This window comes from Mucilaginibacter dorajii (assembly GCF_024808255.1).
Lineage (GTDB): Bacteria > Bacteroidota > Bacteroidia > Sphingobacteriales > Sphingobacteriaceae > Mucilaginibacter > Mucilaginibacter dorajii.
In genome coordinates this window covers 36560-59988 of record NZ_JANTYS010000015.1, presented here as the reverse complement: position 1 = coordinate 59988, position 23429 = coordinate 36560, and the positions used below count along the sequence as shown (strand labels likewise).

Annotated in this window: 22 protein-coding genes; 10 read left to right on the top strand and 12 right to left on the bottom strand. The window is 43.8% G+C overall.

Annotation, left to right across the window (positions count from 1 at the left end):
* Positions 1–77: 77 nt before the first annotated feature.
* Positions 78–836, bottom strand: a complete 759-nt coding sequence (locus FHS10_RS19420) for a UDP-2,3-diacylglucosamine diphosphatase (protein ID WP_259093664.1) — start codon at positions 834–836, stop codon at positions 78–80.
* Between the two features lie 428 nt (positions 837–1264).
* On the opposite strand from FHS10_RS19420, the gene FHS10_RS19415 reads away from it, so the two are divergent.
* Entirely contained in the window at positions 1265–1489 is a 225-nt protein-coding gene (locus tag FHS10_RS19415) for a hypothetical protein (protein ID WP_259093661.1), read from the top strand.
* Between the two features lie 29 nt (positions 1490–1518).
* Positions 1519–1863: a hypothetical protein gene (locus FHS10_RS19410; protein ID WP_259093660.1), complete on the top strand. Its 345-nt coding sequence runs from the start codon at positions 1519–1521 to the stop codon at positions 1861–1863.
* Positions 1864–1895: 32 nt separating this feature from the next.
* Here the strand turns inward: FHS10_RS19410 and FHS10_RS19405 are convergent, their stop codons facing one another.
* The 4 genes from FHS10_RS19405 to dtd form a co-directional block, all read right to left on the bottom strand.
* A complete protein-coding gene (locus FHS10_RS19405; protein WP_259093657.1) occupies positions 1896–2765 on the bottom strand; it encodes a DUF4349 domain-containing protein in 870 nt (289 codons plus the stop codon).
* Between the two features lie 121 nt (positions 2766–2886).
* The gene (locus FHS10_RS19400; RefSeq protein ID WP_259093654.1) at positions 2887–3213 is read right to left on the bottom strand and encodes a nucleotide pyrophosphohydrolase; all 327 of its coding nucleotides are present in this window, start codon (positions 3211–3213) and stop codon (positions 2887–2889) included.
* A 59-nt stretch (positions 3214–3272) separates the two neighbouring features.
* A complete protein-coding gene (locus tag FHS10_RS19395; RefSeq protein ID WP_259093651.1) occupies positions 3273–3647 on the bottom strand; it encodes a GxxExxY protein in 375 nt (124 codons plus the stop codon).
* A 45-nt stretch (positions 3648–3692) separates the two neighbouring features.
* Positions 3693–4151: a D-aminoacyl-tRNA deacylase gene (gene dtd, locus FHS10_RS19390; RefSeq protein WP_259093650.1), complete on the bottom strand. Its 459-nt coding sequence runs from the start codon at positions 4149–4151 to the stop codon at positions 3693–3695.
* 173 nt (positions 4152–4324) lie between these two features.
* On the opposite strand from dtd, the gene rlmD reads away from it, so the two are divergent.
* From rlmD to FHS10_RS19375, 3 genes are all read left to right on the top strand, one after another.
* A complete protein-coding gene (rlmD, locus tag FHS10_RS19385; RefSeq protein WP_259093647.1) occupies positions 4325–5731 on the top strand; it encodes a 23S rRNA (uracil(1939)-C(5))-methyltransferase RlmD in 1407 nt (468 codons plus the stop codon).
* A 144-nt stretch (positions 5732–5875) separates the two neighbouring features.
* Positions 5876–6265: an HIT family protein gene (locus FHS10_RS19380; RefSeq protein WP_259093645.1), complete on the top strand. Its 390-nt coding sequence runs from the start codon at positions 5876–5878 to the stop codon at positions 6263–6265.
* Positions 6266–6279: 14 nt separating this feature from the next.
* Positions 6280–6831 (top strand): hypothetical protein, encoded by a 552-nt coding sequence (locus tag FHS10_RS19375; RefSeq protein ID WP_259093643.1) that lies wholly within the window; start codon positions 6280–6282, stop codon positions 6829–6831.
* A 29-nt stretch (positions 6832–6860) separates the two neighbouring features.
* Here the strand turns inward: FHS10_RS19375 and FHS10_RS19370 are convergent, their stop codons facing one another.
* Together FHS10_RS19370 and FHS10_RS19365 are read right to left on the bottom strand one after the other, a co-directional pair.
* Positions 6861–7727 (bottom strand): glutamate--tRNA ligase family protein, encoded by an 867-nt coding sequence (locus FHS10_RS19370; protein ID WP_259093640.1) that lies wholly within the window; start codon positions 7725–7727, stop codon positions 6861–6863.
* A gap of 82 nt (positions 7728–7809) precedes the next feature.
* Positions 7810–8280: a hypothetical protein gene (locus FHS10_RS19365; RefSeq protein ID WP_259093638.1), complete on the bottom strand. Its 471-nt coding sequence runs from the start codon at positions 8278–8280 to the stop codon at positions 7810–7812.
* Between the two features lie 741 nt (positions 8281–9021).
* Here FHS10_RS19365 and FHS10_RS19360 point away from each other — a divergent pair.
* Positions 9022–11967 carry a T9SS type B sorting domain-containing protein gene (locus FHS10_RS19360; protein WP_259093636.1) on the top strand — a complete coding sequence of 982 codons (2946 nt, stop codon included), beginning with the start codon at positions 9022–9024 and terminating at the stop codon, positions 11965–11967.
* A gap of 47 nt (positions 11968–12014) precedes the next feature.
* On the opposite strand, the gene FHS10_RS19355 is transcribed toward FHS10_RS19360, so the two are convergent.
* From FHS10_RS19355 to FHS10_RS19340, 4 genes are all read right to left on the bottom strand, one after another.
* Positions 12015–12995, bottom strand: coding sequence for a M20/M25/M40 family metallo-hydrolase (locus FHS10_RS19355; RefSeq protein ID WP_259093634.1), 981 nt, complete (start codon positions 12993–12995; stop codon positions 12015–12017).
* A 63-nt stretch (positions 12996–13058) separates the two neighbouring features.
* A complete protein-coding gene (locus tag FHS10_RS19350; protein ID WP_259093632.1) occupies positions 13059–13568 on the bottom strand; it encodes a zinc-binding metallopeptidase family protein in 510 nt (169 codons plus the stop codon).
* Positions 13569–14064: 496 nt separating this feature from the next.
* On the bottom strand, positions 14065–16509 hold the full coding sequence (locus FHS10_RS19345; protein WP_259093631.1) for a TonB-dependent receptor domain-containing protein: 2445 nt from the start codon (positions 16507–16509) through the stop codon (positions 14065–14067).
* Positions 16510–16637: 128 nt separating this feature from the next.
* On the bottom strand, positions 16638–16985 hold the full coding sequence (locus tag FHS10_RS19340; RefSeq protein WP_259093628.1) for a hypothetical protein: 348 nt from the start codon (positions 16983–16985) through the stop codon (positions 16638–16640).
* Between the two features lie 113 nt (positions 16986–17098).
* Here FHS10_RS19340 and FHS10_RS19335 point away from each other — a divergent pair, with 113 nt between their 5' ends.
* From FHS10_RS19335 to FHS10_RS19325, 3 genes are all read left to right on the top strand, one after another.
* Positions 17099–17647: an RNA polymerase sigma factor gene (locus FHS10_RS19335; RefSeq protein WP_259093626.1), complete on the top strand. Its 549-nt coding sequence runs from the start codon at positions 17099–17101 to the stop codon at positions 17645–17647.
* A 5-nt stretch (positions 17648–17652) separates the two neighbouring features.
* Complete coding sequence (locus tag FHS10_RS19330) at positions 17653–18069, top strand: hypothetical protein (RefSeq protein WP_259093625.1); 417 nt, start codon at positions 17653–17655, stop codon at positions 18067–18069.
* 62 nt (positions 18070–18131) lie between these two features.
* On the top strand, positions 18132–19748 hold the full coding sequence (locus tag FHS10_RS19325; RefSeq protein WP_259093622.1) for a Na+/H+ antiporter: 1617 nt from the start codon (positions 18132–18134) through the stop codon (positions 19746–19748).
* Between the two features lie 16 nt (positions 19749–19764).
* On the opposite strand, the gene FHS10_RS29235 is transcribed toward FHS10_RS19325, so the two are convergent.
* On the bottom strand, positions 19765–22569 hold the full coding sequence (locus FHS10_RS29235; protein WP_310504194.1) for a PKD domain-containing protein: 2805 nt from the start codon (positions 22567–22569) through the stop codon (positions 19765–19767).
* A 451-nt stretch (positions 22570–23020) separates the two neighbouring features.
* Here FHS10_RS29235 and FHS10_RS19310 point away from each other — a divergent pair, with 451 nt between their 5' ends.
* On the top strand, positions 23021–23254 hold the full coding sequence (locus tag FHS10_RS19310; RefSeq protein ID WP_259093620.1) for a hypothetical protein: 234 nt from the start codon (positions 23021–23023) through the stop codon (positions 23252–23254).
* The last annotated feature ends 175 nt before the right edge of the window (positions 23255–23429 follow it).

Sequence of the window (23429 nt, the reverse complement as noted above, 5' to 3'; positions counted from 1 at the left end):
TTCAGTGGATTGTAAGTTGTTTCTTATAGTTCATAGATCATGGTTGATAGTTCATAGGCGAAGTGGGATACTTGCTATTAACCATCAACCTTTTCAAAATATTCCAATTTCAGCGCCTCGCCATCAAACACAGCATAGCTATTGTAGTTTATCCATTCGCCTAAGTTAATATAGCGGCTATTAGGGGTAATTTGAATATCGAGGGGTAAATGGCGGTGGCCAAAAATAAGGTAGTCGTAAAAATTGGTTTTTAATTCGTCCTTGCAAAAAGCTACCAGCCATTCCTGTTCATGTGGCTTATGGTTTTCTTTTTTTGAATTGGCTATACGGCTATGGCTCGACCAGTAGTTAGCTATACCTACACCAAAATTGGGGTGCAGCCTGGCAAACAGCCACTGGCAAAGCCCGCTTCGAAAAAAGTTTTTTAACAGTTTGTAAAAGTTATCGCCGGGGCCAAGGCCATCGCCATGGTGCAGGAAGAATTTTTTGCCGTTGCGCTCTATCTTTAATTCATTGCTGATGATGGTAGCGCCCATTTCCTTTTCAAAATAATCAAACACCCACATATCATGGTTGCCTTTAAAAAAGTAAAGTTTTACCCCGGCATCGGTAAGCTGGGCCAGTTTACCTAAAAAGCGGATATAGCCGCGTGGGACAACGGTTTTATATTCAAACCAAAAATCAAATACATCGCCCATTAAAAAAAGCTCGGCGGCGTCGGCTTTAATGCTGTCGAGCCAGCGTATTATCCTGTCTTCGCGTTCCCGGCTGTTGGCAAGTGCCCCCGCGCCTAAATGAAAATCAGAAGCAAAGTAAAGTTTATTACGGGTTGACATATGCGGGTAAAAATACAGATTATACCTGAAAAAGCCTTAGCGTCGCGATGCCTATACAGGCAATCGCTTTTAAAGATTTGCGCAGCAACAGGTAGCTCCTATGGAGCAAAAAAGCATAAATTACTTGTTCTACAAATAGGTAGCCGCTATGCGGCATCGAATATTTAATAAGCGGGAAGAGTGCCGCATAGCGGCTACCTGTTTGTAGAAAGAAAAAGAACCAGACAAGATGCCGCATAGCGGCTACCTATTGTGCTCATTGAAAAGGATTTCTTTATGCGGAAATGTTAAAAACGATTTCCCTGGATGCCTATAGGGCCTTATTACTAAAGCCGTATGATGATGTGTTATTTTACTGTAATACCGCGTAATGCTAAAACAACCGTTGTTGTGTGGGGTTATAATCAATACATTAAAACAAAGAAACCATGCCACTGCCAGAAAATCCCAATCTTGATGATAACCAGGACGGAAAAGATCCCGGGAACGAATATGAACAAAACGAAGGTAAGGACACCGGCAACGAACGCCTGGATGATGACGAGGCCGATACTGCTGCCATTGATGCCGCTACCAGGGCTTCAGAACCGGCATTTACATTAAATGTTGACGATGGCGTTGCGCCTGCCGAAAGTGAAAAAAATGATGAGTAGCTTTGTTGTATAAATAATAACATCAACCAATGAAAAAACTATTCATGCTTGCTTTTGGCGTTTTCGCTTTTGCAGCAACGGCTAAGGCGCAAAGTAAATTTGATGCCGCCGATTTTAAAAGTAAGCTTGGCAAAACCGGTACCCTTTGCGATACTGTAAAATCATTAAGGATTGTGAGCGATACCCTAACGCTGCTTAATATGGGTGGCGTTTATCCGCATCAAAAATATACCATCGCGTTAAAAGGCAATAAAGTAACGTTGGATTTGCCAAACATAAAAGGAAAGGCGGTTTGCGTTACCGGCATATTTGAACTGTTTAAAGAGCAGCCCGAAGTAGTGGCCAGCAGGCCAGATCAGATTGATGTTCATTAATGGGAGCTAATTGCCTGGTTACTGTTTTAGCATTATTCCTTTTCGTTGCCACGTTTCTTTTTCCTGCTTCTGTAAACCCATACACCCGCAAAGCCAATAAATATAATAGGCCAAAGCATAATGGTATCAAAAAAAAGCGTTTTCAGGATACCCCAGCCTTCGCTAATGGCATTTTTAAACTTGGTGGTAAATTGTTCGTCGGCCCGCTCGGCGGTTGGGATATTATAGAAAGTGATATCCAACGAACTAAAGGCTACCTGGCTGTTTAAATAATTCAACTGGCCCTGTGTGGTTTCTATATCGGTGCGGATAGATTCAAGTTTATCTTCTATTTCTAACAGGTCGCTTGTTTTGGTGGCGCGCTTCAACAGTTCCAGGTAACGGTTTTCAAGCAGCTGTTTGTTTTTGAGTTGAGTGCTGATGTCAATAAACTCGGTGGTTACATCTTTTACCCGGATGTTCTTAGCGTCGATGTGATCGGCATTGGAGGATAGGGCATCTAAAAACCGGTCGAAGTTTTTAGACGGCACGCGTATTTTCAGATCATACTCCCTACGGTTATTATCGCCATTATTGGTTTCATTCTCTTCGCCAACATAGCCGCCAAGGTTTTTTAACGATGCCACGATCTTATCCCTGGCCGCTTTTAAATCTTTGGCCTCAAACCTGATCTCGCCTTCTTTTACAATCTTCTTAGCATTGTCAATTGCTTGGTCAACTGCGGTTTTGCTGTCATCGGGGGGCGCGGCTTTAGCCATCATTTTATCAGATGCACGATTTCGGTAGCCAGGAGACGGTGCCATCAATTCCACATTAGCAATCTTAGCTTTTTCGGTCTGGCTTTTATGTTCACATGCCGAAAGTATTAATAGCAAAGCAAAAGAAACAATACAAATTTTCATAATAAGGCAAATTAGTTTTATGGAAGGAACGAAATTCACCTTATTAAATTATATTAAAATCAAAATAAAACAAATTAAATTCTGTTTTATTTATATTGTCAAAATATAATTCTTTAAAATGTCATTTCAGTTTCTCATTATTCCTATGCCGGTCGGCATCACGGATGCTTTTCTTTTCCATATTCTTTTCCAACGCATCCGTGAGGTCGATACCGGTTTGGTTAGCCAGGCATATCAGCACAAAAAGCACATCAGCCATTTCATCAGCCAGGTTAACCTCCGTATCCGATTTTTTAAATGATTGCTCGCCATACTGCCTCGCCATAATGCGGGCCACTTCGCCCACTTCCTCCATCAAAATAGCCGTATTGGTAAGCTCATTAAAATATCTGATACCTGTGGTATTTATCCACTTATCTACCAGATGCTGCGCTTCTTTAATTTCCATAACACGAATTACACAAATTTTATCTAATTACACGAACCCGATTAATTTAACCTTATAAATCAAATTATTACCCGTTGATAAGTAAGCGAAGGACTGCCAAAATTTATCACCATTCCCAATTTTAGGCCAGATGCTTTAAGGTAATTTAATGTTTGTTTGATGTATGGATCGCCGATGCTGCTTGCCGCTTTTATTTCAAGTATAATGGTGTCTAAAACAATAAAATCTGCTACAAAGAGATGTTTAAGCTTCTGTTCTTTGTACGTTATTGTATATGGCTTTTCTCGCTCAAAGGCGATATTGGTTTTTCTAAACTCAAATTCCAAAGCATCTTTATAAACAGCCTCCTTAAACCCATGCCCTAATATCTTGTGCACTTCAAAACAGGCACCTATTATTTTGTAAGATTCTTCCTTAAAAAGTAAATCTGCCATGCTTTATTAAGTGTAAATTAGTGAAATTCGAAAAAATTAGTGGAATTAGTGTGCATCCTTATCCCTGGTATCCATCACAATAGTAACAGGCCCATCGTTCAGTAATCTTATCTTCATATCGGCACCAAAAATTCCGGTGGCTATTTTTTTACCGGTAATTGTTTCCAGTGTTTTGATCATTTGCTCATACATTGGGATAGCCTTATCGGGGCGTGCGGCGCGGATAAATGACGGGCGGTTTCCCTTTTTGGTTTGAGCAAACAGGGTAAACTGTGATATCAGCAAAATTTCGCCATTGATATCTGCGAGTGCCTTATTCATCAGGCCGTTTTCATCGCCAAAAACACGCATCCCGGCAATTTTATTGGCAAGCCAGTTCAGGTCTTCGCCGGTATCGGCATCCTCTATTCCCAGCAATACCACAAAGCCTGTTCCTATTTGCCCGGTAATTTCACCATCAACTGTGCAACTTGCTTCGGTAACGCGTTGTAGTACGGCTCTCATTGTATTTGATATTTAAAGGCAGAAAGATAAGGCAAAAACAAGGCATAAAGCAAGTTTGGTTCGGCTAAGAAGCGCTGTTTTTTGAAAGGAGCATGTGCTGTAAAAATGTGATTTCCTTTCTTGATTCCTGGCGCTAATATCTTGCCTCTGATTTTTATTACCTTTGCAGCCAGATGAATAAAGTTGCAAAACCCAAATTTTTTGAAGACGTTACCATAATTGATATTGCCGAAGAAGGTAAAGGTGTAGGCAAAGTTGATGACTTTGTGCTTTTTGTTGATAAAGCCATCCCCGGTGATATTGCCGATGTGCAGGTTTATCGCAGCAAGAAGAGTTTTGGCGAGGCCAAGATCACCAATCTTAAACAGCCTTCGGCTTACCGGGTTGAGCCTTTTTGCGAGCACTTTGGTACTTGTGGTGGCTGTAAATGGCAACACATGACCTATGAGGCGCAACTTAAATTTAAACAAAAATCTGTTGCTGACGCGCTCAGCCGCATTGCTAAAATTGAGGTTGATGGCATAACGGATATTGTTCCGTCACCTGCAGACCGCTATTATCGTAATAAGCTTGAATATACCTTTAGCGATAAACGCTGGTTATATGATGGCGAAAACAAAGAAGACGAAACTTTAAATATGAATGCCCTGGGCTTTCATATCCCCGGTCGTTTTGATAAGATCCTTGATGTAAAACACTGCTACTTGCAGGCCGAACCATCAAACGAATTGCGCAACAGTATCCGCGATTTTGTGATAGAGCAGGGCTATTCTTTTTATAACCTGCGCAACCACGAAGGCGCTTTAAGAAACCTTATTGTACGCACCTCATCAACCGGTGAGGTTATGGTGATTGTGGTATTTGCTTATGTAAGCCAGGAAGATATTGATAAACTGATGGGTTTTGTTGATGCCCGATTTCCGGAGATCACTTCTCTATTATACATCGTAAACCAAAAGAAAAACGATACCATTTTTGACCAGGATGTGGTAGCCTTCAAAGGCCCGGAATATATTCACGAGGAAATGAACGGCATCAAATTCCGGATCGGACCAAAATCTTTTTACCAAACCAACAGCATCCAGGCATTGCGCCTTTATGAAATAACCCGTGATTTTGCGGGTTTTACAGGCAATGAGCTGGTTTATGATTTGTATACCGGTGCCGGCACCATCGCTAACTTTATTGCCAGCCATGTGCGCGAGGTTGTTGGTGTTGAATATGTGCCTACCGCAATAGAGGATGCTAAAGTAAACTCGGCCATTAACAACATTACCAACACCAAATTTTACGCCGGCGATATGAAGGACGTACTGGTGGCCGATTTTGTTGCCCAGCACGGTAAACCGGATGTGATCATTACCGATCCGCCACGTGCAGGCATGCACCCGGATGTGGTTGCCCGGTTAATGGAAATTGAAGCTCCTAAAATTGTTTATGTAAGCTGTAATGCCGCCACGCAGGCCCGCGATTTACTGGTACTAAAGGAAAAATACGACACGGTAAAAATTCAACCGGTTGATATGTTCCCACATACACAGCATGTGGAAAATGTGGTATTATTAACATTGAAACACTAATTGCGTGAATTGAGTTGAATTTCACGAATTATGGAGGCTACTGCTTTAACATTTGAAGGTATCTTTCTGCAATTAGTGCAATTTACCTCAATTGGTGTAAATCAAATTAGTGGAATTTGAATAAATTAATGAAATTCGTGTACAATGAGCATTTTTTCAAAAATTATAGCGGGCGAAATTCCCGCGCATGTAGTTGCAGAGAGTAATGAGTTTTTGGCTTTTTTAGATATCAGTCCGCTGGCCGAGGGGCATGTGCTGGTGATCCCTAAAGTGGAGGTTGATTACATTTTCGACCTGGATGACGAAACCTATACAGGTTTGCAGATCTTTGCCAAAATTGTAGCTACAGCTATCAAAAAAGCTATTCCTTGTAAAAAGGTTGGTGTAGCGGTGATTGGCCTGGAAGTACCACATGCCCACATCCACCTTATCCCAATGAACCGGGTTGACGATCTGAATTTCTCCCGCCCTAAACTAAGCCCTACGCAAGAGGAGTTAGCTGCCACAAAAGATAAGATCAAGGCTGCGTTTTAAAAAACGCCGTTGTCATGGCTAAATTACAATTGATTTCCGGGCCTTACCTTATAAGTGCCGATAGTAAGCCTGCCTACAGTAAACAGGCTATGGATAATTTATATAGTTACGATGCCGATTACTGGGAAGATAGGGGTTATATTTCAGACACAGTTTATGAGATAGCGGTGTCCTTAACAGACCAGGTAGTAAAAAGGGTAATTATTGGAGCGGGTGGCGGTTCCACAACCTTTCATGAAACTTCTCATGTTATAGAATCCGAAAGGTTGGTAATATGCTGTGGCGATACCGTGTTTTGTTTATCTATCCCTGATCTGTCCTTGCTTTGGAAAGTTAAAGCTGATGATGCTACCTGTTTCGAGATCTACAAATACAAGGAAGATTATATTATACATGGCGAGTTGGAAATAAGCAGGGTAAGCAATAGTGGGCAGCTCGTTTGGTCACAAGGAGGCGCGGATATTTTCACAACGGCAAACTCCAACAGAGACGATTTCTTTCTTACCGATGAATATGTTTTTGCAACCGACTGGAATTATAAAACTTATAAGTTTAATTTCGACTGAAATTTCTTCGACTGAAATTTCTTCGATTACTATTCCACCAAAGCCTCAACAAGTGCTTTCCAGCTGCTCACTTGCGCTGTTACTCCCATCATACCTGCTATCATAGTAAAGATCTCCGCAGCACTTTTACCCTGCTGCCTCAGATATTGCACAGATGTTGAACCGGCAGATTTGGAAAGTTTATTGCCTGTAGCATCGGTGATCAATGGGTGGTGATAAAATGAGATGTTGCTAAAATCTGTTTTATGTAATAACCCTGCAAGCTGAAGTTGTGCCAGTGTTGAATCCCAAAGATCCTGCCCGCGCACGATAAGATCAACGCCATAATGCAGATCGTCAATAACCGATGTAAGCTGGTAGGCCGGGTAGCCGTCTTTCTTCTTTACCACAAAATTGTGCATGCTAACAGGCAAAATTTCAGAGATCGTTTTACCGATGTAAGTTTTTACCTGGATAGGATCATCATTATTGGTGATTAAACGCCAGCTTACATTTGGGGTTGATAAGGGCAGCTGTTGTTCAAGACAAGTACACGGTTTCTGCGTGCTGCGCGGACAGGTGCAGGCAAATACAAGCTTGTTTTGAGCTAATTGATCCAACGCCTGTTGGTACAAAGGCATCCGGTGCAGTTGTGAAAAGTTGCTTTCAAAATCCTCCACATTGGAAGGGCCTTCATCCCATGCTATACCCAGGTAGTTCAGTGTGTCAAAAATATCCTGTAAGTATAGTGGGTTAACTCTTTCGCGGTCCATATCATCTATCCGCAGTAAAACCTTTGCCCCTTTTTTACGGGCAAGCGCGGCCGTTATAGCAAATGATAATACATTGCCCACATGCAGGTAGCCGCTGGGGGTGGGGGCTATACGGGTTTTATGGTATGTAGATGAGTTAGCCATTATGATGCCTGCCAATTTACAAAAGGGTCTTCGCTTTCAAATCAAATAGCGCTTATGGTTGCCAGGCAACAGTATTTGACATTTACAGGGTTGCCGGTTTTCTGTTAGTTGATTTTTTACGAATAATCTCAAAAATCCAGCTTTTTGCATAAATAAAACAAAGGGCCAGCAAAAAATGATAAAGGGATGTGGTATTAGCCCAACCAATAGTATGGCGTGTACTGTTGTTATAAATAATATTTATCAAACCAGTGCCAAACAGGCAAACCAAGTCTGATAGTAAAAGCGCGGGTATAAAATACACGCTTAGCTTAAGTTTTTTGACTACGCTTAATTCAAATATATAAATTGAAACGGGGACTATTATGCTAACCCAAAATGCATACGTAGCAGAATCATTGTCAATGTATTTGATTGTCGACAACGAGCGTACGAGAAAGTCCTTATATATTGGATATCCATAATTCATCGCCACATAGAATAAGATAGCAGAAAGCACATATACAAGGGCATTTATCCATACTCTTGAGGTGCTTACACTTTTATCTTCCATATACGTTAATTTGTTATTTCTATTTAAATGTAGGGTTAATTTTTTCAATAGCCTCCGATAACTTAATCAACCCAAATGCAACCAATACTATAAGTTTTGGCCTCCCCGCTTATCAACACCCTATCACCATTATCAACACAAAATAATTTGCCCAGTCGGTTTGATATCTGTAGCGCGTTCATTTCTTTTTTTATTTAATCTCTCGCTCCAGAAAGGGATAAGCGAACAATGGGCCGATCCGGTAACCGGAGCCTGTTTAAAAATAAATAAAAGATCGCCATTGCGAGGATGCAGCAGGGTTATTCTTGAAAAAAAGGGGATGATGTATTAATAAATATCTTTGATAATCAATAATTTATATAAATTCCATCATGGAAAGGGGCAATGTGTAGGTTAGCGCAGACGACTCACCCCGACGAGGCTACGCCCGTCTTCCCCTCCGACTGCGTCGCATAGAGGGGCTAAAAAGGTTTTGTTTCTTGCTAACCCTCTTTGCGGCGCAGCCGGAGAGAGGGTGGTCCAGCGAAGCGTAGACCGGGTGAGTCGTAGCCAGCGTTCATGCAAATGTTTGTGGAAACACAATACGCCAAGAGTACATATCAGGGGTGTATATGTGCTTAATGGAGGGTATAAAATATTTTTGAAAGAAATTTAAACAGGCTCTTAGCGTTCAATAGTCATTAAAAAAAATTAATTTGGTAGTCGCTTAAAAAATGGCTAAACCTCAAAAGCGACCTTAGAATGATTGAGAAATTTTCGAAAAGATTGCTGTTGTTTTTTAGTCTTCCTGTTTTGGGCATTCCTATACAGGCATCTGCTTTTTTGTTAAATAAACCTGCCGATACCTTAACAAAGCATCCGGTAACCTGGTTTTACGCACGGGAAACTAATACGCCGGTTGCTGCTGTGCAAACCACCCATTCCCGTTTAACTACTAACGCTGCACCAGTTGGTGTAGTCCCCGTTGTAAATTATCAAACGCCCAAAACATACAGCATTAATGTTGGGATAACGCCTCTTGCTCCCGCCAATACAGGTGGCCCTGTGCCTGCAAATATTTACGGCGAGGTGAGTACCCTGGCAGGGGGGAGGGCGCCTGTTACCTATGATAGTTTTGGCACCGATGCTGGTTTTAACCTGCCATCGGGCGTGGGCACGGCTACAGACGGTACCATTTATGTTTCTGATTACGGCAGCGGTGCTATCAGAAAGGTAACACCGGCCGGCGCTGTAACAACAATCAATAATATTAGTGCGCCGGCATCATTAACGTTAGACAATCAGAACAATATTTACATCTCTGATTTTCAAAGCAACAATATTTTTAAGATAAGCGCTGCAGGTGTTAAAACTGTTTTTGCAGGCAACAATGCTGCGGGCTACCTGGATGGCACAGGTTCTGGTGCCAGTTTCAATAGTCCGGGAGGTGTTACAACCGATGCCCTGGGCAATATTTATGTGGCCGATCAGCAAAATAACAGGATCAGGAAGATAACGCCCGGCGGGTTGGTTATTACCGTTGCGGGTAACGGTAGCGCGGGCGCTGTAAACGATATTGGCCTTGCAGCCAGTTTTAACAACCCTGATGGGGTGGCCGTTGACAAACAGGGTAATATTTTTGTGGCCGACACCAAAAACAACCTGATCAGGGAGATAACGCCAACAGGCGCTGTTACTACCTTTGCCGGTAGTGGCGCGGCGGGTTATGCCGATGGCACCGGCACAGCCGCGGCTTTCAATTACCCAACCAGCCTGGCTTTTGATGCATCGGGTAATTTATTTGTGGCCGATTATAAGAATGATCTCATCAGGAAGATAAGCCCTGCGGGCTTAGTAACAACAATAGCAGGTACAGGCAGCGGCGGCGCTGTAAACGGGGTTGGTGTTTCTGCCAGTTTTAATTACCCCATTGGTTTGGCCTTTGATGGCAACGGCAATTTATTTGTGACCGATTTTGCTAATTACCTGTTGCGCAAGATTACCTTAACAGGTTATACTATTGATAAACCATTGCCTGCGGGCTTAACTTTTGATATGCGTACCGGGATCATTAGCGGTACACCAACGGTAGTTTCGCCGGCTACGGATTATACGGTTACGGCCTACAATAGCAGCGGCAGCAGTACAACCGTTGTTAACATCAGGGTAACGGCCAATCCGCTTAAACCATCTGTTATTACCTTCAATTCTTTACCTCCGGCGCAGCAAAACATAATACAGCCTACCGCTACAAGTACCAACCCCGAAACGCCCATCATTTATACCAGCAGCAATCCCGCGGTAGCTATTATTACTGCCGATGGTAAAATACGATTGGTTGGTGTTGGTTACGCGGTTATTACAGCCACACAGGCAGGCAATGATAATTATTCAGATGCGGTGCCTGTTTCGCGCCAGCTAACGGTATACCAGCAGGGATTCATCCGTTTTAACCCTTTGCCTGTTAAGTATGTGATTGATGCCGATTTTGATCCTGGCGCTACAAGTAACGTTACAGCATATCCGGTTACTTATACCAGCAGCAACCCCGCTGTAGCAACCATTGTTAACGGCCAGATTCATATAACGGGCATTGGTACAACAACGATTACGGCATCGCAGGCCGGCGACGCGCTAAATTTACAGGCGCAGCCGGTATCGCAGGTATTAACCGTTAAAGCCGCATTATCCTTTGGGCCAATATCGCCTAAAATAACCTGCGACGTGGATTTTGACCCCGGCGCGGTAAGCCCGCAGGCAATCACTTATTTTAGCAACCACACCAATGTAGCCACCATTGTTAACGGCAAGGTGCATATTGTAGGGCCCGGTATAACAACTATTACGGCAACAAGTCCTGGTCAGTCACTTCAGCAAAATCTTATTGTGAGCGCTGTACCGCAGCCGGCTATTTACATCACCGCGGCTATTCCCAGTCCTGATTGTAGCGGGAGCGCGGTTGTTTTTACCGCGCAACCCACCAACCCGGGAATTAATCCAACTTATGTATGGAAGGTAAATGACGTAGCAACAGGCCCCAACGATGTTACTTTTGCCACCAGTACCCTGGTAAACGGCGACCAGGTTACTTGTACGCTTATCAATAACAATACCTGTCCCACACCGCTTACAGCCACATCTTCGCCAATTATTGTTAGCGTGGTTTCGCCACAAAGCCCGGCACCGACTGTAAGTATATCAGTATCTGTAAATGGGGTTTATTCGGGCACGCCTATTACTTTTACCGCGGTAACACAAAACGCAGCATCCCTGCTATCGTACCAATGGATGGTAAACGGCGTTAATTCTGGCGAAAACGAGGATACATTTACCAGCAGTACTTTTAAAAATAACGACATCGTAACCTGTACCATCACGGTAGCCGGTGCTTGCACACCACCGGCAACCAGTAACGCGGCAGTAGTTACTATAATACCACCACCCACTATAACTGTCACCAATGCTTTTACACCTAATGGCGATGGCGTTAATGATACCTGGGTTATTAATGATCTTTCCTTTTATCCCAATTGCCTGGTGAGGGTTTTTGACCGTTATGGAGGTATGGTTTTGCAATCTGCAGGCTACCAAAAACCATGGGATGGGACTTATGGAGGTACCGCCCTGCCTGCCGGAGTGTATTACTATATCATCGATCTGAAAAACGGCACAAAAAAGCTGGCCGGCAACCTCACTATCTTAAAATAAAAAAGCCCCGGTCACCCAAGGCTTTTATCAGTGAAATTATCGCCGGTTTAAAATCCGTCGAAAGCAAATGGTTCAACTACCAGCGGTTTACGCGGAAGTAAAGCGGGCCTTACGCTGCTTTGGTATACAAACGAGGCAACAATAATGGCCGCCTGCTTCAAATCGTCAATTTGCAGGTGGTCGTAATTATCCTGGTTGCTGTGGTGGGTGCGGGTTTCGTAATCAATGGGGTCCTGTACAAACTGAAAGCCGGGGATGCCTGCCCAATCAAACGAAAGATGATCTGTTGAGCCTGTATTTTTGGTGGTAACGGCAGCTGCACCCATATCATGAAACGGAACAAACCATTGCTCAAAAATAGGTTTAATGGTTTCATTGTTTTGGGTGTAGATGCCCCGGATTTTGCCCGTGCCATTATCCAGGTTATAATAGGCCGATACTTTGGCCTGCTCGGGTTTTACCTTGCCATTATCCATAAAGTGAATTTTGGCATAGTTGAACGAACCTAAAAGACCTTGCTCCTCGCCGCTCCATAAAGCAATGCGGATGGTACGTTTTGGTTTCAGGTGAAGCGAATCTAACAAGCGCACAGCTTCCAGCATCACAATACAGCCCGCTGCATTATCGGTAGCACCGGTAGCGGCAGACCATGAATCGAGGTGCCCACCTAACATCACCAGTTGCGATTTCAATTTAGGATCGGTACCTGTAATTTCCCCTACCACGTTATAGCCCTTGGTTTCGGGCGATATTTTTCCCTGGATGTTCAGCTCCAGCTCAACCGGGTGCCCCGATTTAATAAGGCGTTTTATTTTCTGGCAATCCTCTGCGGCCATGCTTACTTTGGGCAGTGTTTCGGGGATGTTTAGTTTATAAGCGTTGAATGATTGTACCACCACGGTGCCGTTAATGCTGGTGCTACCGGTGCTGATGATAGCCACCGCGCCCGATTGTTTAAACAGAACATCGGCCCTGGCCATGCTTTTAAAAATGCCCACGTACTGCTGTATCATTTCGCGGCTTACCATATAAGTATCCTTTAAATCGGCCAGCTCGGCATCGGTAAGGCGTTCTGCCGATGGCTTAAAGTTTTATGACGTGTTAACCGCCCCTCCATCAACCAAAATGATCTTACCTTTCAGGTCGGCAAGGTGTTGAGCGATATAGGTGGTATCCATAGACTGCGCGCGACTGATCACCGTTACCTGCGCTTTCTGTACCCCGTTGGTGTTGGGACTCCATGGCGCGGGATAGGCTATTACCGGCTGCATATAAGGGGCCGTCATGGCGATGCTGAATTCACTGATCTCCCAGTTCTTACCAAACTCGCCCCATGGCTCAAGGGCGGCATTGGCCATACCCCATTTTTTCATGGTTTCAACAGCCCAGGTGGCCGCCCGCATAAAGCCCGGCGAATTGGTAAGCCTTGGTCCGGCAACATCGGTAAGGTAATGGGCAATGCTGGGAATTTGCGAACTGTTGAGTTCTGCTTTCCTGATCTGGCTGAATACTGCGGTATCAACTGTTTCCTGTTGTGCAAATAGCTGTGTGCTGCTGAGCATGCAAACGGCAAATAATGATTTTAAGGCGAGGTGTTTCATGATGTTGAATGTGTATACTTTTGGGAGTTAAAAAGCCGGGCTACTTACCCTGGAAGCTCCTATTACAATATTAAGTTAATTCGGGCAAAAAAGCTATAAATCAGCCAAGTACATTAGGGAAAACACATCTAAATAGTTAAAGGGGATAAGCTTATGGCGTAGGGAAGATATAAGCATCAAACGATATCTTGTTTTTATTGCCTTGTGCTGATTAAATGATTTAGGTATCCAATAGACTTGTATTGGCCAACAACATGCACAAATATTTGGATGCGCCTGAATTGCGCCGTACATCAGTTTAGTGTTAACCATGTTAAAATACAAAACATTGATTATTAGATAATTAAATGGTTTCGTATCTGAAATGTGTTAAGTTATGTTAACCCAATTTGATGCGTTTGCCCTGGCAAGTCCATTAAAACAAAACAATGGCCCGGTTAAGCCCCCGGCAGCTTAACCGGGCCATTGCCCTAAGGATAAAGATGCTGCCAACTATTTAGTTTGCCATATCATTATTTTCGATAGATCTCCTGCTTTTGCTGATGCCATCTTTTAAGCTGCCAAAATTATAGTTTAGGCTTATGCCAACCGAGCGGTAATAATCCCTGGTGGTATACAGCTGGTTAAAATCGGGACCAAACGTTTTGGCCGTGTTGTTTCTGTACGAAGTAAAAGGATTGTTGATGCGGGCGGCAAAAGAAAGCTTGCTTTTGATCAGCTCTTTATTTACACTAAAAGCGGTACCCACAAAGCCATTTGAATAGCCTTGTAAGCCGGTAGGGTTTCGGCTCACTACATTTAAATCGGCATTGAGTGCCCAACCCTTATCAAACCTGAAACCGTTTGATAACGAAAAGGAATACATCAGCCTGTCGTTATGTACTATCGATCCGTCAGAGAATCCCTTAAGCCAAAGGTACATTACGTTGCCATTCAGGCTTAGGCTATAAGCTTTACTGATAGGGTACGATGCCGATATATTGCTCCCCAGGCTGCTTGATTTGCCGGTGTTTTGATAATTGGTGCGGGTAATTTGGGTTGTTGGGTCAAAGCTGGTAACCAGCAGATCGAGGTTGTTCATAAAGGAATAATCCAGTCCGATGTTTAATGATAGCTTTTTATTGCTGCTGTAACCGGCCTGTATATCGTTTAGCAATACCGGGCGTAAATTGGGGTTACCGGTTGCCTCAAAGTTTGGGTTCGACCGATCAACATAAGGGTTAAGCCTGTTGATACCTGGCCTTCTGATCCGTTCAGAAAAACCAAAGTTAACGGAGGTTTGATCGCTTAGGTTTTTACCAACGGATACAGCAGGCAGCACGTTAAAATAATTCTGGTCTGCCGTGGTATTGGTACTTATAAAATTGGCCCTGATCACGGTTTCTTCAACACGTACACCGGCGTTTATATTCCAGCTTTTTAAATTAACCTGGTAAGAATTATAAGCGCTAAAGACGTTCTGCGTATTGGAGTATTGATTTGACAGAGTCGCATCGGCGTCAAACTGCCCGGTGGCGTTGTTAAAGCTGTTATAGCCAAAATTGCTGTTATTATCCCTTAATATACCTTTTACTCCTGCTTCAATGTTTACCTGCTTAACAGGGGTTACAAAATCAACCTGCAGGGTGTGTTCATTAAATTTTTGTTTGTCGGTTTGGGTGTAATCCGGGGTGTTAAAGTTCACCTGGTTTGATAGATCTACCTGGCCATTGCGGTTGCCGTGATTGGTAGAAAACTGGTATGAAAAGGTAAGCAAACGGTTTTTTACCGCTTTAAAACCAATTTGATAATTCAAGGCGGCATCTAAGCCGTAATTGGTGGCTTTGTTATCATTAAGCAAATCATAAGCCTGGTTACCTCCAATTGCCCCGGTTAATTCAGAGGATTGACCCATATGATCTGCAGACCGGCCACCATTAATATTCAGCTGGCCCGAAATAAGGTGCAGTGAATCTATCTCGTAACTCATTTCGGTGCCAAAATATGCGGTTTTATTATTTGATTTACGAACGCCCTGCTGCACCAACGTGGTGGGATTGGCATCCAAACTTACCCTGCTATTGGTAAAGCTGGTTTGCGGATTATTAAAAATGCTTGCGCCCGCAAATCCCGAGATACCGAACTTGCCGCTTTTAGCCGTAAATGAGCCGCCGATGCCGGGGCCGCCTACCGGGAAGCTTTCGTTAACATTTAACGAACCGCTATAACCATCAATCAGCTTTTTACTGGTGATAATGTTGATAATGCCGGCAAGGCCGTCTCCATCGTACTTTGAGGGCGGAGTGGTGATCACTTCTATTTTTTCGATAGTGGACGCGGGCATGCTTTTGAGTATAGCGTTTAAATTATTTTCCACACTTGCAGATGGCTTTCCATTGATGAGTACTTTAAAGCTGGAATTGCCTTTAAGCAATATGTTATCCTGTCCATCCAAAGTAATAAAGGGAATTTTATGCATCATGCCTAAAACGCTGTTGGCTTTGCTTTCGGGATCTGCTTTCAAATCGTAGATGATCCTGTCGGCTTTTTGCCTGATGATAGGCCTATCGGCAGTAATAGCTACTTCTTTTAAGCTGGTGAACTGGTCTTTTAAGCTCACCGTGCCAAGGTTGATGCTTTTTGCGGTGTTTTTTGACAGATTGGCCGGCAGCGTCTTTTGCGCGTACCCAATGGCTGCAACTACAACAGTATAATTCATCTGCTCAGTAACCAGGATGACAAATGATCCGTTTTCAGCAGATATGCCAGCTTTTACTGGTGTGCCTTTTTCGTCTTTTATCCTGATGGTGACAAAAGGTATGGGAGCATGGGTGCCAGAATCTGTTATGATGCCTTTAATCACATATGATGCTGGGCTGGTTTGGGCAAGGGCACTGTTTCTCTGTGTTGTTAAGATGATAAGCAAAATGATTACCCTAACTATATATTTAAAAGATTTCATGATGGATAAGATTGAATTGTTGATAGATTTTTTAGGCATAGGAGTTCCCGTAAAGGCTATAAACCTTAAAAAACGGGGGGGGACAAGGCGGTATCAGCCCGGGCTAATACCGCCTTATGCCATAACTGTTAAAGTGATTTTTTATCCCTGTGGTTGCGGATAAACAGGTAGTAAAGGAAGAAGCCGAGAGCAATGAAAATCATCTCGACTCCATAAGGTACCGGCGAGTCTTCGGCATTGTACGGTACAAACTGCATTACTATTAAACCAATGCCGGCTGTAAAAAGCAATAATCCCCATTTCATGGCTTCGGTACCAAAGCCCGAGAGCTGCTCTAAAAACTTAAGACTGGTTTCGTTAAGCGGGCCTGCATCAATGATGCGTTTTTTAAGCCTGTAGTTATACACGGCCAAAATAAAAATTGCTATAATTATAAACAGTACGATTAAAATTATAAAGGGCATTAACTGTTTCATGATGTTTTAAATTAAATGATTTGATACAGTAGTCAATAAAAATAATAGAACGGTTGCAAATATTTTTTTTTAATTTTTGCAACCGATAGCCCACATCACCTGACTACTATAATATGTTTAACGAAAAGGAAATTGTATCCAGGATTTTAAAAGGAGATTTCCGGGCTTTTGAATTATTGGTGAAGCAGTATGAGAAGCTGGTTTTCTTTGTAATTAACCGGCTGGTGCATGATCAGCAGGACAAGGAGGATATTTGCCAGGACGTTTTTATTAAAGTACACCAAAGCCTGCATACGTTTCAGTTTCAGTCAAAACTATCTACCTGGATAGCCCGCATATCCTACTTAACCGCGGTAAACTATCTAAAAAAAAACAAAGCCGAAAAACCTACAGCGTATCCGGAGAATATTGACAATTACCATTTTACCGATGAAAGCCCCGAAGTTGAACTGATAAAGAAGGATACGGCGAGTTATGTTAACTACTTAATTGATCAGATGCCCTTGCAATACAAAACAGTGTTAACTTTATATCACTTAAATGAATTTACCTGTCCCGAAATTGAACAAATTACCGGCATCCCCGAAGGGACAGTAAAAAGCCATCTATTTAGGGCACGTAAACTATTAAAAGAAAAAATTGAACACGATCTTAAAAACTGAATGATATGAGAGAGCTGAATGACGATGAGATCCAGGCGTTGATAGAAAATGGCGCACGGCCATCAGATGAAATTTTATCGGCATCTGAAAAAGGAAACATTGGGGCGTATGAGTCGCTTTTTAAAACCCTGGGTAAAGAACCTGTGCAAGGTTTACCCTTTAACTTCGCGGCTAAAGTTACCGCCCAGGCTAAATTAAAAGTACAGCGCAAAAGCGATATGCGCTTCAATTTAACCGCTGCTTTTATTTTGATTGCAGGGTTGGCCATTGCCTGCGGCTTGTTGTGCCTTGAAAATTACAGCGCCGGGAGCCAGTTTTTAATAGTAACCTTTAAATACAAATGGGTTATTATTACAGGAGTTGTGGTATTGTTAAGTACCTTCTTTTTCGACCAGAAATTTATAACAGAACAGAAACCATGAAGGTTGCTGCCTGTTTTTAGCATTGAATAAATCAATACGACCATAAACCCCAAGCTGCGCCTATGCACCATTTAATAATACAATACACCTGTTTGCTGGTTGTGATCCTGTTTGTAGTCATGCTGGCACAAAAAATAAAAATAGCCTACCCCATAGTGTTGGTATTAGCGGGCCTGCCTTTGGGTTTTGTGCCCTTTTTAAATGGTATCCAGATAGATCCGGAACTGATATTCGCCATATTTTTACCACCCCTGCTGTATGAATCGGCCTGGAACACTTCCTGGAAAGATTTCTGGAAATGGCGCAGGGTTATATCCAGTTTCGCGTTTCTTATTGTTATTTTAACATCGTGTGTGGTGGCCTTGGTATCAAGCAGCCTGATACCTGGTTTTACGCTGGCTATAGGTTTCCTGTTAGGCGGCATTATATCCCCTCCCGACGCGGTATCGGCAACCGCTATTTTGAAAAATGTAAAAGTGCCCAAGCGCTTTATCAGCATTGTTGAGGGCGAGAGTTTAATGAATGATGCATCAAGTTTGGTGATTTTTAGGTTTGCTCTGGCCGCAGTGACAACCGGCACGTTTGTGTTTAGCCAGGCGGCCGTGAACTTCGTGGTTGTTATTGTAATGGGGATAGCTACGGGGTTGGTAGTGGCCCTTGCTTTTTACGCGATTCACCGTTGGCTGCCCACCACAACCAATATCGATATTATCCTTACCTTCATTACCCCTTATGCCATGTATATGGCGGCCGAGGAGTTTCATTTTTCGGGCGTGCTGGCAGTGGTAAGTGGGGGGCTCTTTCTTTCGGCAAGGCGACAGGAAATTCTCACACATCGTAGCCGGTTACAGGGCGTTAACGTATGGGAGGCCGTAGCCTTTGTACTTAACGGCTTTGTTTTTATACTGATAGGGCTCGAGTTCCCGGTGATCATCAGGGAGCTTGGTCCGGCGGGGTTGGCTCCGGCCATTAAATACAGCCTTATTATTACCGGTATTTTAATAGTTACCCGTTTGCTGAGCACTTTTGGCGCTATGGTATTCACCATGTTTATCAGTCGGTTTATTACCACTGCCGACCCTACTCCCGGCTGGAAAGGCCCTTTATTGATTGGCTGGACCGGTATGCGCGGTGTGGTGTCATTAGCTGCGGCGCTTAGCGTGCCTGTAGCGCTACAATCGGGGGCGGCATTTCCGCAGCGGAACCTCATTCTGTTTATTACGTTTGTGGTGATCATGGTAACACTGGTATTGCAGGGGCTAACGCTTCCTAAGCTGGTTAAATGGGTAAATATGCCCGATCCGGATTATACCATTTCTTTTGATCAGCAACAGCAATTGGTTAGGAAAAAGCTCTCCGGCCTTTCGCTACAATTGTTGGATGATAACTACGCCGATCAGCTTAAAACCAACGATATGGTAAAGTCACTACAATTACGCCTTAACGCCGATATGGCCCTGCTGAAAGACTGGGAGAAAGATGACAACGCCAAACGCGCCGATGATTACTATAGAGATTACCGCAAGATCATGAGCCACCTGATGCAGGAGCAACGCAAACTGCTGCATACCCTCAACAAAAAAGAAAGCATTAATGACGTTATCGTTAAGCAGCAATTAGATCTGCTTGACCTGGAAGAGGAAAAACTACGCCAGCATTTTGCGCGCGAAGAGGAATAAAACAGGCAATAAAATCTTATCGCAATATCGTCAACGATCCTGATAGCGTACTCCTGCCGTGTTTGGGATTGATGATGTAGTAATACACGCCGCCCGGTACAGGCGCGCCATTATAGGTGCCATCCCAGGGCACAGCATAACCTACCGAAGCAAATAGTTTGGCACCGTAGCGGTTATAAACCTCAACGGTGCAATCGGTATAGGTATCCAGGTATTTGATGTTCCACTGATCGTTGGTGCCATCGCCATTGGGCGAAAACGTGTTGGGTACCACCGGCCCCTGCAAAACCGAAACTTTTACCTGCCCGCTTAATGAGCAGCCGCTACTGGTGGTAACCGTAAGTGTGTATGTAATATCCTGAAAAGGGGTAACCACTGGGTTAAGTACCGTGGCGTCGCTAAGATAAGTGGCAGGCGACCATGCGTAAGTAAGCCCGGTGCCACTTGCTTTAGCCGGTAAATACGCGCTGCCACCAGCTAACACCGTAATATCCGGACCTACTGTAATGGTTGGCACCGGGTTAACTGTAATGGTTTGGCTCACTGTATCGGCACAGGCATTGGTCGCGGTATAAATGTAATCGATAGAGAATGTGCCCACTCCGGATATTGTTGGATCAAACAAGCCCGTGCTGCTTACCCCCGTACCCTGGTAAATGCCGCTGCCCGCTACACCCGCGTTTTCCTGTGCTACCAATTGTACCGTACCGCCGTTGATACAAATCGCTGACGGGGCTGTAAAACTAAGATCGGGCTGTGCAAGCAGGGTAATGGTTTTATCCATAACAGATACACAGGTACCGCCAGAATAGGCCACCAGCCGTACCTGGTAATTTTGAGTTGCGGGGGTATGAAAGGCCGTGTAATTATGCCCGTATAATTTACCGTAAGACGGGCTCTCGTCAGTAACCACTGTGCCGGGGTTGTTGGCATAATCATAATACCATTCCAGTTTGGTGATGTTGCCAAAATCTACCGTAGAATTATTAGTGAATAGCACCTGGTGGTTACTACACAGATCCGATTGGTTTATTACTGTAAACGCCGCCACCGGGATGGAGCCATTTACCGTAAAGTTTTGGGTTATAGTAGATACACAGCCGCTTGCCGATGTTACCGTAAGCGTAACCTGGTAAACTGCTGCCTGGGTATATTTATGCGACGGATTTTTCAAAGTGGATGTATTGGGGTTACCTGCCGTAGCATTGGCATCGCCGAAATTCCATAAATAGGTAAAACCGCTTGTGGTATTATCGGCTATGGTGCTGGCATCTGTAAACGTAGCCGAAGCATCAGCCAGGCAAACATCGGGCATAGTAAAGGCTGCAACCGGCAGCGGACTAACCTTCAAACTTTGGGTAACCATAGCGGTACACCCACCCGAGTTGGTAACCGTAAGCTTAACACTATAAGTACCCGCTGCTGTGTACAAATGCTGAAAAGCCGCCGCGGTAGTTTTGGTTTCGGTAGTGCCATCGCCATAGTCCCAAATCCAGCTGGTAATGGTGGTCCCTGTGCCGGTTGTTGATTGATCGGTTATGGTAACCGGCTGCGTTAAACAATTGGGACTGGTAAAGGTAAATGCCGCCACTGGCAGCGGGTTAATCGTGATCGTTTTACTGATGGTTGATGGGGAGCAGCCTGTGGTACCCGCAACGGTTAGTTTTACTGTATAAGTGCCTGTTGCAGCGTAAGTATGCACCGGATTTTGCAGGGCAGATGTTTGTCCGTCGCCAAAGTCCCAAAGCCAGGATGCGATGGTGGTGCCGTTGGCTACCGATGCATCTGTAAAAGTTGTCGCTGTACCTAAACAGGTAGCGGTAGCTACTGAAAAGGCCGCTGTGGGGGCCGGTGTAACCGTTAAGGTAAGATTATTACTGGCTACCACGCAGCTTGCCGAGTTAATGTTGTCTGTAGATGCCGAAACCAGGCGGTATTGGTAGGTACCTGCTGTTGTTGGTGATGTGATAGTATAGGTGGTTGTAGTACTACCGGTTGTTAAATCCGTCCATACTCCGTTAACATACATCTGTAGCTTTTGTACATAGCCGCTTGCCAGTGTACTGGTGGCTTTTACAGTATAGGTTTGGGTAGATCCCGCGCAGGTGCTTTCGGTGGTACCGGTTGTTTGCGTAAATACCGCCGATACGGTAGAGCCATACGGACTAAAGGTAATATCATCCACCGCGAAATCATTACCTACCGTACCACTGGCATTGCTTACCAGTTTGATAATGACATCGCCTGTGCCGGCAGGTAAGGTAAAAGTAGCCGTGTAATTATGCCATACATTGCCGGTTGGTACATCGCCTGTTGATACCGGCGTGCTTAGCTCGGTTGTGCCGTCGGCCGCGTAAATATGAAAAACCATGTTAGGTGGGATGCCATTTGATGACAGCACATTTTTTACCCAAACCCCAAACTGGTATTGTGTATTGCCGCAAAGCCCCGGCACGGTACGGGTGTAAACTGTGCCGGCCTGCACGTTGCCGTTTACTACCATCATGTAGCCCGTAGTTTTGCCGGTGGTTTCATAATCATGGTCATAACTGGTAACAAAACTACCGTGTACTGATGTATTAACCTGGTTGGTAATGGTATAGTAATTTTCGCCTATCTCACCGCTGCCGCTGTAAACGTAGGTGGTGGAGCCTGAGTCGGCTGCCAGCGCGCCGGCTCTTGATGCCGTGCCAGAACCAAAGGTGATCTTCACTACCGGGTCGCCCAGGCTTTGGGCGCGGGTTTTCGCACTAAAAAATAGTGAGAGTAGAATACAAGTAATAAGAGTAAGGTTTTTTTCAGCCTTTAAAGCAACCGACATAAATTTTAATACGAGTAGCTAAAGATGCCCTATGTGCCTATACTCTGTACCGATGTATCGACAAACAGGCATAATGAATCGATGGAGATTTTTGAGGCAAAAGGGTAAAGGTTTTTCGGGGACGAAAGATGGAAGGACAAAAGATAAAGGACAAGAAATATCCTGATCGTTTATTTTTTAGTTTGCAAAAAGTGGAAGTGCCTTTTACCTTTCTCCTTTACCCTTTTACCTCTTTTTCACGCCGGTTCAAACAAAACATCTACTTAAATACTTTTAATGATGATAAACAAACATCATGATGAGAAACGACACCTTTTATGTGCAGGAATAGAAGGACGCAAAAGTCATTAACATAACAGCCGGTGTTAATTAAAATATTTTTAACAAGAGATTAATAAATGCAAACAATTGACTATATTACAACATCTTACCTAATGCCAAATATCGCTATATGAAAAATTTCGACATACATTATGCCGTTCAGGATAAGCAAATGAACCTTAACATCCGCGCTAAAGAAGATGCTGCACTTAAAGGGTTGTATTACTCCCTTTATAGCCATGGCGTATGGCTGGCCAATATCTATAAAACAAGTAAAGAAAAGTATAAAACGCTGTCGTATACCGGCTCATTTCACCAAAACGAGTTGGATGTTATAGGGCAGCAGATAGACTTGTTCAATTAGGGTGCCATACCGGTAGCCTTGTCCAAAGAAGAAGGACGTAATAAGAAGATGGATGAATAATCCGCGGGTTCAACTCACAAATTAAAGTCTTCTCTCTGAGAGGCTGTTTAAAAATAAGAAAAATAGATTGTTACTGCCTTTGGTAAGATTTTCGATATCTGAAGGACAGCATGAC

Bases quoted from the DNA above. Each gene is read 5' to 3' on its own strand.
- FHS10_RS19420 (WP_259093664.1), bottom strand. From the start codon at position 836: ATGTCAACCCGTAATAAACTTTACTTTGCTTCTGATTTTCATTTAGGC.
- FHS10_RS19415 (WP_259093661.1), top strand. From the start codon at position 1,265: ATGCCACTGCCAGAAAATCCCAATCTTGATGATAACCAGGACGGAAAA.
- FHS10_RS19410 (WP_259093660.1), top strand. From the start codon at position 1,519: ATGAAAAAACTATTCATGCTTGCTTTTGGCGTTTTCGCTTTTGCAGCA.
- FHS10_RS19405 (WP_259093657.1), bottom strand. From the start codon at position 2,765: ATGAAAATTTGTATTGTTTCTTTTGCTTTGCTATTAATACTTTCGGCA.
- FHS10_RS19400 (WP_259093654.1), bottom strand. From the start codon at position 3,213: ATGGAAATTAAAGAAGCGCAGCATCTGGTAGATAAGTGGATAAATACC.
- FHS10_RS19395 (WP_259093651.1), bottom strand. From the start codon at position 3,647: ATGGCAGATTTACTTTTTAAGGAAGAATCTTACAAAATAATAGGTGCC.
- dtd (WP_259093650.1), bottom strand. From the start codon at position 4,151: ATGAGAGCCGTACTACAACGCGTTACCGAAGCAAGTTGCACAGTTGAT.
- rlmD (WP_259093647.1), top strand. From the start codon at position 4,325: ATGAATAAAGTTGCAAAACCCAAATTTTTTGAAGACGTTACCATAATT.
- FHS10_RS19380 (WP_259093645.1), top strand. From the start codon at position 5,876: ATGAGCATTTTTTCAAAAATTATAGCGGGCGAAATTCCCGCGCATGTA.
- FHS10_RS19375 (WP_259093643.1), top strand. From the start codon at position 6,280: ATGGCTAAATTACAATTGATTTCCGGGCCTTACCTTATAAGTGCCGAT.
- FHS10_RS19370 (WP_259093640.1), bottom strand. From the start codon at position 7,727: ATGGCTAACTCATCTACATACCATAAAACCCGTATAGCCCCCACCCCC.
- FHS10_RS19365 (WP_259093638.1), bottom strand. From the start codon at position 8,280: ATGGAAGATAAAAGTGTAAGCACCTCAAGAGTATGGATAAATGCCCTT.
- FHS10_RS19360 (WP_259093636.1), top strand. From the start codon at position 9,022: ATGATTGAGAAATTTTCGAAAAGATTGCTGTTGTTTTTTAGTCTTCCT.
- FHS10_RS19355 (WP_259093634.1), bottom strand. From the start codon at position 12,995: ATGGTAAGCCGCGAAATGATACAGCAGTACGTGGGCATTTTTAAAAGC.
- FHS10_RS19350 (WP_259093632.1), bottom strand. From the start codon at position 13,568: ATGAAACACCTCGCCTTAAAATCATTATTTGCCGTTTGCATGCTCAGC.
- FHS10_RS19345 (WP_259093631.1), bottom strand. From the start codon at position 16,509: ATGAAATCTTTTAAATATATAGTTAGGGTAATCATTTTGCTTATCATC.
- FHS10_RS19340 (WP_259093628.1), bottom strand. From the start codon at position 16,985: ATGAAACAGTTAATGCCCTTTATAATTTTAATCGTACTGTTTATAATT.
- FHS10_RS19335 (WP_259093626.1), top strand. From the start codon at position 17,099: ATGTTTAACGAAAAGGAAATTGTATCCAGGATTTTAAAAGGAGATTTC.
- FHS10_RS19330 (WP_259093625.1), top strand. From the start codon at position 17,653: ATGAGAGAGCTGAATGACGATGAGATCCAGGCGTTGATAGAAAATGGC.
- FHS10_RS19325 (WP_259093622.1), top strand. From the start codon at position 18,132: ATGCACCATTTAATAATACAATACACCTGTTTGCTGGTTGTGATCCTG.
- FHS10_RS29235 (WP_310504194.1), bottom strand. From the start codon at position 22,569: ATGTCGGTTGCTTTAAAGGCTGAAAAAAACCTTACTCTTATTACTTGT.
- FHS10_RS19310 (WP_259093620.1), top strand. From the start codon at position 23,021: ATGAAAAATTTCGACATACATTATGCCGTTCAGGATAAGCAAATGAAC.